Consider the following 14,551-nt stretch of genomic DNA (forward strand, 5'->3'; position numbering starts at 1 on the left):
TTATGCAAGGTTTGGAGCATTTTCTCCCGCAAGTTTGGTTTGTAATCTTGGCTCTATTTCTACTCCTTTACGTCATGCTAGACGGTTTTGACTTGGGAGTTGGAATCTTGTCTCTGACTGCTGACGATGAAGAACGCAGGAGCATTTTAATGACCAGTCTGGGCAACGTTTGGGATGCTAACGAAACTTGGCTGGTTTTAATGGGAGGCGCTTTATTTGGGGCATTTCCCCTCGCTTACGGCACAATTTTGACTGCTTTGTACATACCGATTTGTATGATGCTTTTCGGCCTGATTTTTAGGGCTGTCGCCTTTGAATTTCGGGAGCATTCCAACCGGAAAAAATTTTGGAATTATGCTTTTGGGGCTGGCAGTTTTTTAGCATCTTTAGCTCAAGGATTCGCCCTCGGTGCGGTGCTCGAAGGCATTGCGGTTGACGAAGCGGGTCACTTTATCGGTACTACTTGGGATTGGCTGGATTGGCGATCGATCTTGGTGGCTTTGACGCTGGTTCAAGGCTATGTTTTGATCGGTTCCACCTATCTAATTATGAAGACTGACGGAGAACTGCAAACAAATCACTATCGCACTGCTAAAATTGCAGCCGTGACGACTTTAATCGGAGCAGTTTTAATTACAATCGCCACTCCGATTTTTTACGAAAGTACGAGGGCGAGGTTGTTTGAAAAACCCCTAGTTTATGTATTTGTGGCGATTCCTTTGCTAGGGGCGCTGCTGGTGGGAATGCTGCTAAAAAGTTTGGCAAAAAAAGAAGAACGAACGCCGTTTGTGTGGACAATCTTGATTTTTTTGCTGACTTTTATCGGTTTGGGATTAATTGTTTTTCCCTACATTATCCCGACCAAAATTACGATTTACCAAGCCGCCGCAGCGCCCAGCGCCCTGGTGTTTATGATTGTGTTCATTGGCTTTCTCATCCCGATTATGATTTTTTACAACATCTACAATTACATTGTATTTCGGGGTAAGGTTACTGGCGGCTACGGCGAATAAAATAGGTTCGTAGTGAGGACGACCGTCCTTCTAAATTTCTAAGGACTAAAGTCCTCACTACGAACGAATGGGTCGCTAAAAGCAGGATTTTTGATAAATTCTTCATCGGTTAAACTGTGCAGGAAAGCCAACAAATCGCGCTGTTCTTGCACGTTCAGTTTGAACCCAGAAACAAAATTGCTTTTCAGCGGATTTTCGCTACCTATTCCCGCAAATTCTCCTTTTTTAATAGTTCTGCCGCCCGCTTTGTAGTGGCCAATAACTTCGGGCAAGGTTTTGATACTTCCGTCGTGCATATAAGGTGCTGTCAAAGCAATATTTCGCAGGGTTGGTGCTTTGAATTTGCCCATGTCTGAGGGCTCACTGGTGATTTCGTAGACTCCAGTATTGTTGGGCGGATAAGCACCTTTTCCGTCAATATTGTACAATCCTGTATTGTGAAAGGCTATTTCTTTGAAAGCTAGGCGATCGTGCATGATAGAATCTGAGAAATTTAGCCCGCCGTGGCAGTGAAAGCATTCTAAATGTTCGCTGTTAAATAATTCTTCGCCCCGCTTGGCTGAGGCTGAAATTGCGCGGGAGTCGCCGTTGTAGCGATATCTGTCGTAGGGAGAACTGAGGGAAATTAAAGTGCGCTCAAAAGAGGCGATCGCCTTTGCTAAGTTACTAATATTAATAGGATTGGGTTGTTGACTAAAAGCAGCAGCAAACATTTTTTGGTATTGGGAATCAGATTCTAACATTAGCAAAAGTTCCTCCTCTTTACCCACCATTCCCATTTCTACGGGATGTTCGCCAAACAAAGGTACTAATAGCTGAGATTCGAGTTGATTTTGTAGCGGGTTAGCCCAAGTAAGCACGGAATTGTAGCCAATGTTGGCTAAACTCATAGCATTGCGCGGATGTTTTTCTCCGGTTGCGCCGACTCCTAATGTTTTTCCGTCGGTGAAAGCTTTGGCTTGAATGTGACAGGAAGCGCAGGAAAATTCACCGGTAACTGACAGTCGTTTTTCGTAGAAAAGATGCCTTCCTAATTCGACTTTTTCTTGGCTAATTGGGTTGTCGGCTGGTACAATTGGTTTTGGTATCCCAGGGGAAATATTCCAATCGTAAGTAAGAGCAGGTGGATTTGCTAAACTGGAATTTGTGGAAGATAATACTGCACTCAAACTCATTGCTAGGAAGCATGATAAAGTGCAGATAATAGTCAAGTTTGATAATTTTTTCCACTTCATTTGATGTTTTGTAGGTAGCCGGCGGTTTGATAATTACATAGAGATTGAGGTGCGAGGTAAATAGAGGCAGAGCCTCCGGATCTGCATTACCAGGCAGAGCCTGGTAACGAGCAATGTATAAGCCTAGATAGAGATAAAAGCGCCCCCACGACTGCTATACAAAGATGCTGCGTCAGTGCTATTACTTAACTTGAAAGAAAGTTTGTCCTGCAGCAGGTTTGTCTCCAAATGGCAAACCCAAATTGGTCATAATTCCGGCGCAGTCGCCGTCATTTGGTTCTGACATACATCCGGGCGGAGTATTGGGTTGATTTACTGCTAAATTAGTTTGAGAAACTAGGGGTTTGAGGTCGGCAATAACTGTATTTTGTGTGGTATCGAAGTTGCCAAATATTACTTTGGATGTGTTAGGATTGGCACAAGTAATCGGCTTTTGATTGTTGCCTTCAGCTTTGCATCCCGTGCTGCCTAAATGAATCATAAAACCCTGCAATCCGCCACCGTGACTGCCGCCGTGATTGCCTGCGTTGTGAGCAATTGGGCTACTTTCTATGCCTGATTTGCTGTCGGGCTTTTGGTCAACCATTTGATTTTTTATGTCAATTCTCAGAAATTTGTAGCCGCCGCGCCAGTTCCACCACAGCGAGGTTAAATTGAGCGGAGAAGGTGCTAGACTTGCATCTTCGTGATTGAGGTTAGAAGGCACGCCGAGGGTGAATTGCAGACCTTTGTAGCTGCCTTTGGGTATTGTGCCGATTAGCCGATCGCGAATTTCGACTGTTCCGTTAGCGCAAGCAGCGGATTTGTTCTCAAAATCTAGTAAAGCGACGTTTTGATGCTGCCATTTGCCGTCTTGTTTGAGAGTCAGCGGTACAGCTTTGCCGCTAGCGTCAATTAATGCAGCATCGGATACATAAAAGCGGAAATCTGTAGGGGTAACGGTAGCAGCCGATGTACCTAAATTGCTGTAGCTTTCGCCACAGTTAAATGGTTTTTCGCCTACCATCGCGTTAAATTTAATTTCAATTTCTTGAGTTTCTGCGGCTGTAGCTTGATGTCTGTCAATGGCTGAATAGCTGCACAGCATAGCGATACCTGCGGCTGTTGAGGCGAGAATTAGTTGTTTTTTCACTTAGAGACAATTAAAATACTAAATTTGGTAATTGCCGCATAATTTTTACACTTGTTTGTTTGAATTGTCAAATGACGGCTTGTCAAACTTGTCAATAGCCAAATGTATGATTAAGGCTTTCTAAAGAAACAGTCGAGCAAAATCCTCGGTGATGTATTGTTGATAGATAATTACTCATATCTCTAAAATCTAAAATCTAAAATCTAAAATTACATGAATCCTCTGCCGAATTATCGCCCCAAGCAACTTTCTCTCGGCCCTTTGGAGGCTGAGATTTTAAATATAGTTTGGGAGCTAGAAATTGCTACAGTCAAAGAGGTACACGATCGCATTTTAGCCGATCCAGACCGCGAATTAGCCTATGCTTCAGTCACAACAGTGCTGCGGCGCTTGACGGAGAAGGGTTGGCTGGCCTGCGACAAAACAGAACGGACGTTCGTTTGGCGACCTTTAGTTTCTTGCGAAGAAGCCCGATCGCTATTTGCTTACGATCGCTTGCAGAAGTTTCTAGCAGTTGGCAATCCCGATATTGTAGCAGCATTTGCTGACAGCCTCGACCAAGCAACAGTCGAACAATTACAAGAAATTTCCCTTCGCATTCAAGCTGTCCGCCAAGCCCGGGAGGAGCAAAAATAATGCACTTAATTCTGATTGTTACTGCGTTGGTTGCGGCTTGCTGTTTGAGAATTAGATGGTCTGTTCCTCAAGGAAATTGGGCCAGTCGCTGGCAGCGATCGCTCTTATTTTTCTTGTTTCCACCGCTGCTGTTGCTGGCGACAGCTATAGCAGTTGTTTTTATGGGAACTCAGGGACAAATGGTAAGATTGTGGGACGGATGGTTTAGCTATTTACTAGCTGTAACTTTTTTAAGCCTAGCTACAATTTTGTGGATCAAGCTAGCCACAGATGGCTATCTATTTTTAAAGCAAATTCGCACTTTTCCTCAGAAAAAAATAGCCGGAATCAATGTCAGAATTATCAACACGCCAGCTTTTTTTTCTGCGATCATTGGTTTTTGGAAAACAGAATTTACACTAAGTACCGGATTGTTAAAAAACCTAGATTCAGCTCACCTGCAAGCAGTAATTGCTCACGAACAAGCGCACTACTATTATCGCGATACGTTCTGGTTTTTCTGGTTGGGATGGCTGCGAAAAATTACTGTTTGGCTGCCGAATACGCAAGCTTTGTGGGAAGAGTTATTAACGCTGCGCGAATTGCGGGCTGATGCTAAGGCGGCGGCGGGAGTGGATGGTTTATTGTTAGCAGAAGCTTTGCTATTAGTGGCGAGTTATCCACACCGAAATTTTGATGTAGATTGCGTGGTTGGTGCTGTCGGTTCACAAAATAGATTGGGAGAGAGAATAGAGGCGCTGTTAGCAGAACCTGAATTAGTTTTAAAGGTGAATAAATGGTTTTTTGCTTGGTTGATTTTAACGCTTTTGCCTTTGTTAACTGTGCCGTTTCACAGTTAATTGAAGTGGCGAGTATCGAAGAAATAACTGGTTTCCATGCGCTGACATTTTTGAGCTAATGTCACTAGCTGCATTGCCTCGGCACAGGATTGGGTGGGCTTTTCCTCGCCTGATATTCACAAAGGAAGCTCGATCGCAAATTCCGTACCCTCACCCAAAACCGAACTGCAAGTCAAGGTTCCACCGTGTTTTTCAACAATAATTCGGTAGCTGATAGATAACCCTAAACCGGTGCCTTTTCCTAGGGGTTTTGTGGTAAAAAACGGGTCAAATAATTGGCTACGAACGTCTTCTGTCATGCCTAGCGCATTGTCGGCAATTTTGATGCAAATACTATTTTCGTTAAGGGCTTCGGTGCGAATGCTAATAGTTGGTGTCCAGTCGCTGTCGCCCGATCGCCTTTTTTTGTTGCAAGCATCTTCTAGCGCGTCAATACTGTTGCTCGCCAGATTCATAAATACCTGATTTAGCTGACCTGAATAACATTCAATTAATGGCAGTTGACCGTAATTTTTAATTATTGTGATTTCAGGATATTCGGATCTGGCTCGCAGTTTGTTATGCAAAATTATCAGCGTGTTATCTATCCCTTCGTGAATGTTTGCTGGCTTCTTTACCGAATCGTCTAAACGCGAAAAGTTTCGCAAACTCAAAACTATTTCCCGAATCCGATCAGAGCCTATTTTCATTGAAGATAATATTTTTAGTAAATCTTCTCTCAGAAATTCTAAATCGATGTTTTCAATATATTTTTTAACTTCTACCGTTGGCTGAGGATAATGTGTTTGATAAAGTTCCACAAGCTGCAACAAGTCTTTCATGTATTGGGTGGCGTAGGAAATATTGCCGTAGATAAAACTGACTGGGTTGTTGATTTCGTGAGCCACTCCCGCTACCATTTGACCGAGACTTGACATTTTTTCGGTATGAATTAGGTGAGATTGGGTTTCTCGGAGTTCTTTGAGAGCGATTTCTAGCTGTTGGGCTCTGTTGTTGGCGATCGCCTCAGACAGCCGCAAAGCATCCTCGGCTGCTTTGCGCTCTGTGATGTCAAAAATAGCGCCGTTGAGGGATATAACTTGACCTGCTGGGGTGAAAATGGCTTGACCTTTTTCTGCAACCCACCGCACATTTCCGTCGCTGTGAATTAGGCGATATTCGATCGCGTAAGGCTGCTTTGTCTTAATCGCGCGATCGATTAATTGATTGATCGCCTCCGCATCATCGGGATGAACTATACTAGAAAAAGCCTGCACCGGTTGAATCATAAAGTTAGCTGCGGGGTAGCCGGAAATAGCTTCTATGCCGCTGCTGATAAACGTTAGGCTCGATCGCCCTGCCGCACAGCAACGATAAACTGCGCCGGGAATGTTAGAAACTAAGGATCTAAATTCTTCTTCTCTTTCTCGCAAAGCTTCCTCAATCCGCTTGCGATCGCTAATGTCGCGAGCAAAGGCGCACTGATATTCTTTACCGTTAAATTCCAAATGGTCGATCGTAATTTCCACCGGAAAAATGCGACCGTACTTAGTGAGGTGGTGAACTTCAATATTAACAGAACCGCACCTTTTTAAGACTTTCCAGTGCAAATTCCAAGCAGTTTCGGGAAAATCGGGATTGATGTCATGTACAGTTAGAGCGAGCAATTCTGCAGCAGAATATCCCAAGGAAGAGCAAGCCGCGTCGTTGACGTATACAAATTTACCATCCGCTCCGATCCAGAATACCGCATCTGCCGATCGGTCGATCGCAAATTGAGCCAACTGCCACTTTTCCTCAACCCGGTGGCGATCGGCAATTTCTTTTTCTAACTGTTCGTTAAGCGAATTAACAATGGTTTCAGAATCCACAAATACGAGGGATTCTTGGGCAAATTCTTCTGTCTGAATATCTCGATTTTCGTAATTTTCTTCTACTTCTTTGAACTGCATTTTTGGTATTTTTTTTGTTTTATTTAAGGTGAATTGAGTCAGTGCTTTCGGCATCAGAGCGATCGCCGCTGCGGCTAACAGTAAAACAATCACAACAGTTGTAGCTTTGAGAGTTACAGACAGCCAATAAATAGAATGCCAAAGCATCCAAACTTGCATCAATTGAGCAGCGCCGCAGGCAAAAAGACCAACAGCAAACAGCCATTCAATCTTGCTGCGATCACCTTGGCGCGTAAAATAGACTAAAGATAGCGCCACAGAGCAGTAAGCCAGAGCCGTCAGCGAGTCAAAAACAGCATACAGTCGCAACTCCCGCAGCGCGTCACAGCCGACTGCGGAAGATACAGGAAGTGTGGAAAAAAAAATTGTTAATTGTTCTTGCATAAAGTTCAAGAAAATGTATCTGTACCAATGCAAATCCGCTCAAATACAATTATTTGATTTTTGGGAGTGAAATATTGAGATAATTATATACTTTTTCGAGTTAGTGTGAAACAACACTTCGGATAGTTTTTGGATATCCCACCATATAATCATGGTTTCGGGGCGCTTTAGGCACAGGATATGCGTGCATAAAAATCAAGGTTTTCATACTGCGAGCTAAAAACTTAGTTGGCTGATGCGCGCTGAATTCAGAAACCCGGTTTCTTCGTATATTTCTCGCTATCAAACGTAAATTGTGTAGAAACCGGGTTTTTCGCCCCCGCGCTTCAACAGCAAACATAAAACAGCAAACAGTAAACAATAGTCCCCGCGAATTCCCGACAGCACTGGGAGCATCTGGTGTTTTGCAAAAAGCCTTTTTTTATTATAGTGCGATCGTCCTCGAAGAGCGAGTACAATACGCGAGCAGGGGCGATCGCACTATAAAGGCAAAACTGAGATGCTCCCGACAGCACTTATTAGAAAAAAGCATTTTTTCTAAGCCAGAAATGCGGGAGGATCCCGGTTTTGCAAATATATCCGTAGGGGCGAAGCATTCCGGTCATAAATCTCTGCTTTTAACCAATAAATTATCTGCCGGAATGCTTCGCCCCTACAAAATTGGGATGCTCCCAGAAATGCTCCCAACTAGCGGACTTTTAAGGCAGCAAAAAATGAAATTTTTGCGCTAAATAATCCACAATTAATTAAGCGCCTCCAAGCACCCACTGCACCAAAGTCCGAACTCCAAAACCTGTAGCTCCGGGGCCGTTGTAGCCGTTTGCTTTTTCGATCCAAACCGGGCCGGCAATATCTAAATGCGCCCAAGGAGTATCCTTGACAAACTGCTTCAAGAATAGCGCCGCTGTAATCGCACCGCCGGGACGGGGGCCTGTGTTTTTCATGTCAGCGTGCAATGCTTTTAAGCCATCAAAATACTTCTCTTCCATCGGCATTCGCCAAAACTTTTCGCCTGCCAATTCTGAGGCGGCGACTATTTCGGCGGCGACGCTATCTTGAGGACTCCACAAACCAGCTATATCGTCGCCTAATGCAATTACGCAAGCGCCTGTCAGAGTTGCTAAATCGACAATTGCATCAAGTCCCAATTTATCAGCAAATACCAAAGCGTCAGCCAGGGTTAAACGCCCTTCTGCGTCGGTATTGTTGACTTCAATTGTTTTGCCGTTGGAAGCTGTGAGGATGTCTCCAGGGCGCATGGCGCGGCCGCTAATCATGTTTTCGGCGACGGCGCTGATAAAGTGAACTTCGACATCTGGTTTAATGTGTCCGATCGCCTTTGCCGCTCCGAAAGCAGCCGCAGCGCCGCCCATATCGGTTTTCATAATTTCAATGCCGCTACCCGTTGGTTTGATGTTCAAACCGCCAGAGTCAAAAGTCACTCCTTTTCCGATAATTGCAATTTTGCGGCGCGGTGTGCCTGCGGGTTTGTATGTCAGGTGGATGAATTTCGGCGGCAAGTCGGATGCTTTGGCCACGCCGAGAAAGGCTCCCATACCGAGTTTTTCGCAGTCTTCTTGCTCTAATATTTCTAATTCTAAACCGCATTCTGCCGCTAGAGTTTGAGCGGTTTCGGCCATTGTAATCGGGGTGACATAATTGGCTGGTGCTGCGACTAATTCCCGTGCTAAAATGACTCCGGCAGTGATTTGGCGGGCCAGGGCGATCGCGCTTTCGGTACCGGCAAAACCGAGCAAATGAATTTGTTCGATCTGCGGGGTTTTATCGTCTGGTTCCGATTTGAAACGGTTGTCTTGATGCAGGGAGAGTTCGACTCCTTCGGCGATCGCGCTGGCTGTCACATCCGCTGCGTTTTTCCACACAGGAAGGCTAATGCCGAGGGTTTTGCATTTCTCTTTTTTGGCTAACTTGGCGCAAACGCCCGCAGCTTGCCGCACGGTGTCTAATTTTAAGTCCGAGGCTTTTCCCAAACCGACGATCGCAATTTTGCGGATCGGATTATTGCCACCGACTCGGGCGATCGCACTGGTGCCGATTTTGCCCTTAAAATCTACTTCCTGAATCAGCTCTTTTAAAGTGCCTGCGAGTTGTTCGTCTAATTGTGCCAAATCGCCCGTGAGTTCCAAAGCGTCCTCAAATAGACCAATTGCCAGGGCATCTCCCTTCCAAGCAGAGCGGGGTTTATCGGTGACTAGAAATTCCATGTTTTGATTTACTGTTTAGATTTGAGATTTTTGATTGTACTTTGTTGTTGGCGGTTTGTGGTTTTTCGTTGGTGCGGGTAAATATATCGATCGCACAAATTCCCCGCTGCACATCAAAATAAATTCTGGTACTATATCAGCGTGGAACGAGCTCGATGCCTGCGATGGCGTGGAACAGCCCTCCTACCTGTGATCGCTCTTGACAAGAGATCGATTTTCTATTCTTAATTATCTGAAATTTTCCCATGCTAAAGCAACGTAAAACCCAACTTTCTATTTTAATCAGCGTTTCAGTTTGCGTGATGGTGCTCGGCTCATTGGTTGCCGCCGCAAAATTGATGGGTGTCGGCCCGTTCCAGAAGGCTCAGCAGCCCCTAGATGCAGCGAATTCCGGATCGTCGTCCGTTAAGATGCTCGTATCGCTCTCACCCCAGGAGCGATCGGCGAAATTAGTTGAACTCGCCACCCTGCAGCCTGCAAGTACCAATGCCGAGCAGGAAATCTCCCCTCAAAGTCGCGCCCGCTACCTGCTGGCCAGCGATTTAATCCAGCAAGGAGATGCCACCAAAGCATTAAAATTATTGGACAATTTAGAGCAACAATATCCTATTTTAGCCTCTCATATTGCCCAAAAACGTGCCCAAGCTTACGAATTAAGCGGCGATAATGACAAAGCAAAAAAAGCTTGGGAAGAACTGCTAAAAAATTATCCAACAGATCCAGTAGCAGCGGAAGCTTTATATGTTTTAGGCAAGTCAAAACCGGAATATTGGCAGCAGGCAATTACTGAATTTCCCGCTCATCCGCGCAGCGTAGAAATTGCCCTGAAGAAGTTAAAAGAAAATCCCAACCAGCCGCAGTTGATGCTGCTAGTAGCGAAACACGGTCATTATGTCAAAGATTACGGTACATTATTAGAACAATTGGTGCAGCAAAACGGCGCTAGTTTGAAACCAGAAGATTGGGAAGAAATTGCCTTTGGGTATTGGGAAAAACAGGATTACGGCAAAGGAGCAATTGCTTATGGAAAAGCTCCCCGCACCGCCAAAAGTCTTTACCGGAAAGCTCGCGGCTTGTGGCTTGACGGCAAAATCCCGGAATCGAAAATTGCCTATCAAGAATTAATTGCGGCGTTTCCCGATTCCGAAGATACTGGTTTGGGATTAATTCGGCTGTCGCGACTGAATGAGCCCAAGGATGCGATCGTTTTGCTCGATCGCGCGATTAGCAAATTTCCCAGTTATGCCCCCGAAGCTTTGCTAGACAAATCCAAACTTCTCGACAAAGCAGGTAGCGCTCAATCCGCCTCAGATACCCGCAAATTGCTATTGACAAAATACAGCAATTCTGATAAAGCAAGTGAGTTACGTTGGGCGATCGCCCAACAATATGCCAAAGCCGGAGATTTAAAATCAGCTTGGCAATGGGCGAGGGAACTAACCACCAACAATCCCGACAGCGAACAAGCAGCAGAAGCAGCATTTTGGGTGGGGAAATGGGCGCAGCAACTAGGCCGCGACCAAGATGCAAAAACATCATTTGAATACACCGTTTTACGCTATCCAGAATCATATTTCGCATGGCGGTCTGCCGTACTTCTGGGCTGGCCAGTAGGCGACTTCACCACAGTCCGAGATTTGTCTCCCAAGGTAGTACAACAGCCTCAGCGCCCCGAACCAACCGCAGGTTCTCCAGCATTAAAAGAACTCTATCAACTAGGTCAAGATAGAGATGCTTGGACGCAGTGGCAAACAGAATTTACCAACCGTATAGAACCGAGTATTTCCGAACAATTTACCGACGGTTTAATGCGAATTGCAGTAGGAGACAACTTAGACGGTTTGTGGATGATAGGGAGTTTGCGGCAGCGCGAAAAACCAGACGATCGAACCGAATACCTCGCTCTCAGACAGCAGCCTGCCTATTGGCAAGCATTATATCCTTTTCCGTACCTAGAAACTATTGTCAAATGGTCTCAAGAGCGCAAAATGAATTCAGTATTAGTAACAGCATTAATCCGGCAAGAATCGCGATTTATGCCTGGTATTAAATCAGCAGTTGGCGCGACAGGTTTAATGCAAGTAATGCCGGAAACAGCAGCTTGGGTTGCTGAGAAAATTAATCTCAAAAAATATTCATTGGAGAATATAGACGACAACATTAAACTCGGAACTTGGTATTTGGATCACACTCACGACGAATACAAGAATAACTCGATGTTAGCTGTGGCGAGTTACAATGCCGGGCCGAATGCAGTAGCAGATTGGTTGAAGAGGTTTGATTTTAGTGATCCAGATGCTTTTGCCCAAAAGATTCCATTTCCTGAAACGAAAGGATACGTGAAATCGGTGTTTGAGAATTACTGGAATTATCTACGGATTTACAATCCAGAAGTTAATCAGTTGATGACTGAGCATTATGCGGCTGCTCAAAAAAAAGCAAAGCCTTAGTTAAGTTGTAGGGTGCGTCAGGATGGGATTTTTGGTAATGATTGAGAATGCTCGAAGTGACGTACCCTGTGGCTAATTCGATCGCCCAAACACGATAAAATCACTGCGATCGATCGCACTAGCCGACACTCCATTCACAGTAGCCAAGAGTTGACCATTCTGAGAAATCGCGATCGAAGCTGCATTAGGGCTTTGGGTAATAGTGAGTTGAGCAAAAGTTAAACCACCCGCTAACACCAGCAAATCTTCACCTTTAGTAAAATCAGTAATTACATCACTGCCTTGTCTCAAGGTTAACACAAAGTAATCGCGGCCGCTTCCACCTTGCAGCGTATCGTTTCCTAAATCTCCGATCAACCAATCATCGCCAATTGAGCCAATCAAAGTATCGTCACCTTTGCCGCCGTAAATAGTATCATTGCCTTCTCCACCGCAAAGTTTATCTGTATCGTTATTACCAAAAATTAAGTCATTGCCATTACTGCCACAAAGGTAATCTTTTTGACTGCTAGCATCTGCTGCAATCTTGTCAGTATCTCCAAAAAATGTATCATCGCCGTCGCCAGCGCAGATGGTGTCATTTCCCAAATCTCCAAACAGCAAATCATCGCCGGAATTACCGAAAATTAGATCGTTATCTTTGCCACCATGTAAGGTATCATTATCTTCGCCACCAGAAAGAGTGTCTTCTCCTTCTTGTCCATATAAAATGTCGTTTGCCCGATCGCCAAAAAGCAAATCTCGTCCAGTTAAATCACCATCAGACGAGTCTGAAGTACCGCCAAGTAAGGTATCATCACCGTCATCACCAAGTAAGGTATCGTTGCCTTTATCGCCCCAGATTAAGTCATTGTCTTTGCCTGCGATCGCCAAATCGTCATCTTTACCAGCATAAATAATATCATTGCCAGCGTGACCGATAATGTAGTCGTTGTTTTCGTTGCCAAATATCGTATCGCTGTCTATATCCGCGCCGACAGAAATGCTGCTGGCTAAGCCACCGTAAATATTATCGCTGCCTTCGAGTCCAATTAGCAAGTCGCTGCCGTTGAAACCATTGATGCTGTCGTTAAGATTGTTGCCGGTTAAGGTATCTTTGCCGTTAGTACCGTTGAGAGTATGTTGAGTAATATTGGATATTGCAATGGAAGTGCGATCGGGTAAAATAGTGCCACAAATACAGTCTTCGATAGGGTAAAAAATGGGTGAAGGTATTGGCGTGACGCTTGGTGTTGGGGATGGTATTGCGATCGCTATTTGACTTGGCGCAGGAGTTGGTGTCGGAGTTTCCGCAGCAGTTGGTGTCGAAATTGCAGTCGGAATTACAGTCGAAGTTGGAATCGGAATTGCAGTCGAAGTTGGAATCGGAGTTGAAATTGGAATCGGAGTTGAAATTGGAATCGGAGTTGAAATTGGAATCGGAGTTGAAATTGGAATCGGAGTCGGAATCGGAGTTGAAATTGGAATCGGAGTTGAAATTGGAATCGGAGTTGAAATTGGAATCGGAGTTGAAATTGGAATCGGAGTTGGAATTGGAGTCGGAATCGGAATCGGAGTCGGAATCGGAATCGGAGTCGGAATTGGAGTCGGAATCGGAGTTGGAATTGGAGTCGGAATCGGAGTCGGAATCGGAATTGGTGTTGGAATCGGAATCGGAGTCGGAATTGGAGTCGGAATCGGAATCGGAGTCGGAATCGGAATCGGAGTCGGAATCGGTGTTGGAATCGGAGTCGTATCTACAATAGTCAAAACAGCCGTAGAAATCGCTCCCAAATCAGCCCCATTAGTAGGAGAAATCAATCTGAGATCAACAGTTTCATTACCTTCTACTAAGCTGTCATCAATAATTGGAATAGTGAAACTTTTACTGCTTTCGCCGATCGCAAAATTCAGCGTACCAGATGCAGCAGTATAGTCGCCACCAGCATTAGCACTACCATTCGACGTACTGTAACTCACATCAGCAGCAACCTCAATACTATTGCGAGTAACGGTAATTGTCGCAACAGAACCGTTTTCGACAACGCTGTAGTCAGCATTGCTAAAGTTAAACGTGCCTGGACTCTTAACCGCAATCTTCACCTGAGCGGGAGGAGAATCAATGATGCCGTCATTAACTTTGTATGTAAAGCTATCTGTGCCCGAAAAGCCAGTATTGGGAGTATAAGTAAACGAGCCGTTTTTATTTAAAATGAGATTGCCGTTGCTAGGCAAAGTAACCGAGACAGCCGTCAGCGGGTTGCCATCGGGGTCGGAGTCGTTGACTAGCACTCCCGCGATCACATCCGCGCTGAAAACAGTGTTCGCCAATGTACTATAACTGTCTGGATTAGCGATCGGTGGCTGATTAGTGACATTCAATTTGACCGGCACAGTCGTGAAAAAAGGCGGGAAGGCCGCCCCGTCAGTGATGCTGTAGGTGAAGTCGTCAAAACCAACAAAACCAGGATTCGGAGTATAGCTAAAGGAACCGTCAGCATTGAAATTCAGGTTGCCGTTTTTGGGGACAGACTCAAGTTTTGCAGTCAATGTATCGCCGTCAGGGTCAATGTCATTGGCCAGAACTCCGGGGATTAGGACATTGAGTGTCTTGTCGTGGGGAATGTTGTAACTGTCACTATTTGCCTGTGGTGGCTGATTAGTGACATTCAATTTGACCGGCACAGTCGTGAAAAAAGGCGGGAAGGCCGCCCCGTCAGTGATGCT

General features: G+C 45.1%; 11 protein-coding genes. 6 read left to right on the forward strand and 5 right to left on the reverse strand.

Annotated features, from left to right (window positions below; all coding sequences use genetic code 11):
• The first annotated feature begins 2 nt into the window (after window positions 1–2).
• Window positions 3–1,013, forward strand: a complete 1,011-nt coding sequence (cydB, locus tag QUB66_RS15990; RefSeq protein WP_332966179.1) for a cytochrome d ubiquinol oxidase subunit II — start codon at window positions 3–5, stop codon at window positions 1,011–1,013.
• Window positions 1,014–1,051: 38 nt separating this feature from the next.
• Here cydB and QUB66_RS15995 read toward each other — a convergent pair whose 3' ends face one another.
• Both QUB66_RS15995 and QUB66_RS16000 read right to left on the reverse strand, forming a co-directional pair.
• The gene (locus QUB66_RS15995) at window positions 1,052–2,248 is read right to left on the reverse strand and encodes an MbnH family di-heme enzyme (protein WP_332966178.1); all 1,197 of its coding nucleotides are present in this window, start codon (window positions 2,246–2,248) and stop codon (window positions 1,052–1,054) included.
• 181 nt (window positions 2,249–2,429) lie between these two features.
• On the reverse strand, window positions 2,430–3,380 hold the full coding sequence (locus QUB66_RS16000) for an MbnP family copper-binding protein (protein ID WP_332966176.1): 951 nt from the start codon (window positions 3,378–3,380) through the stop codon (window positions 2,430–2,432).
• A 213-nt stretch (window positions 3,381–3,593) separates the two neighbouring features.
• Between QUB66_RS16000 and QUB66_RS16005 the strand changes: the two genes are divergently transcribed.
• Both QUB66_RS16005 and QUB66_RS16010 read left to right on the forward strand, forming a co-directional pair.
• A complete protein-coding gene (locus QUB66_RS16005; protein WP_332966174.1) occupies window positions 3,594–4,016 on the forward strand; it encodes a BlaI/MecI/CopY family transcriptional regulator in 423 nt (140 codons plus the stop codon).
• On the forward strand, window positions 4,016–4,855 hold the full coding sequence (locus QUB66_RS16010) for a M56 family metallopeptidase (protein WP_332966173.1): 840 nt from the start codon (window positions 4,016–4,018) through the stop codon (window positions 4,853–4,855). Before QUB66_RS16005 ends, QUB66_RS16010 begins: the two co-directional genes overlap by 1 nt.
• Before the next feature lie 116 nt (window positions 4,856–4,971).
• On the opposite strand, the gene QUB66_RS16015 is transcribed toward QUB66_RS16010, so the two are convergent.
• Entirely contained in the window at window positions 4,972–7,170 is a 2,199-nt protein-coding gene (locus tag QUB66_RS16015) for a PAS domain-containing sensor histidine kinase (RefSeq protein ID WP_332966172.1), read from the reverse strand.
• 404 nt (window positions 7,171–7,574) lie between these two features.
• Between QUB66_RS16015 and QUB66_RS16020 the strand changes: the two genes are divergently transcribed.
• Window positions 7,575–7,901: a hypothetical protein gene (locus QUB66_RS16020; RefSeq protein WP_332966171.1), complete on the forward strand. Its 327-nt coding sequence runs from the start codon at window positions 7,575–7,577 to the stop codon at window positions 7,899–7,901.
• Window positions 7,902–7,916: 15 nt separating this feature from the next.
• Here QUB66_RS16020 and QUB66_RS16025 read toward each other — a convergent pair whose 3' ends face one another.
• Window positions 7,917–9,395 (reverse strand): leucyl aminopeptidase, encoded by a 1,479-nt coding sequence (locus tag QUB66_RS16025; protein WP_332966170.1) that lies wholly within the window; start codon window positions 9,393–9,395, stop codon window positions 7,917–7,919.
• A 34-nt stretch (window positions 9,396–9,429) separates the two neighbouring features.
• On the opposite strand from QUB66_RS16025, the gene QUB66_RS16030 reads away from it, so the two are divergent.
• Both QUB66_RS16030 and QUB66_RS16035 read left to right on the forward strand, forming a co-directional pair.
• Complete coding sequence (locus QUB66_RS16030) at window positions 9,430–9,588, forward strand: hypothetical protein (protein WP_332966169.1); 159 nt, start codon at window positions 9,430–9,432, stop codon at window positions 9,586–9,588.
• Window positions 9,589–9,640: 52 nt separating this feature from the next.
• Entirely contained in the window at window positions 9,641–11,845 is a 2,205-nt protein-coding gene (locus QUB66_RS16035; RefSeq protein ID WP_332966168.1) for a lytic transglycosylase domain-containing protein, read from the forward strand.
• A gap of 72 nt (window positions 11,846–11,917) precedes the next feature.
• Here QUB66_RS16035 and QUB66_RS16040 read toward each other — a convergent pair.
• The coding region (locus tag QUB66_RS16040) for an Ig-like domain-containing protein (RefSeq protein WP_332971251.1) at window positions 11,918–14,551 on the reverse strand (2,634 nt) is incomplete at its 5' end.

The sequence above is a fragment of the Microcoleus sp. A2-C3 genome, from assembly GCF_036706065.1.
Classification (GTDB): domain Bacteria; phylum Cyanobacteriota; class Cyanobacteriia; order Cyanobacteriales; family Microcoleaceae; genus Microcoleus.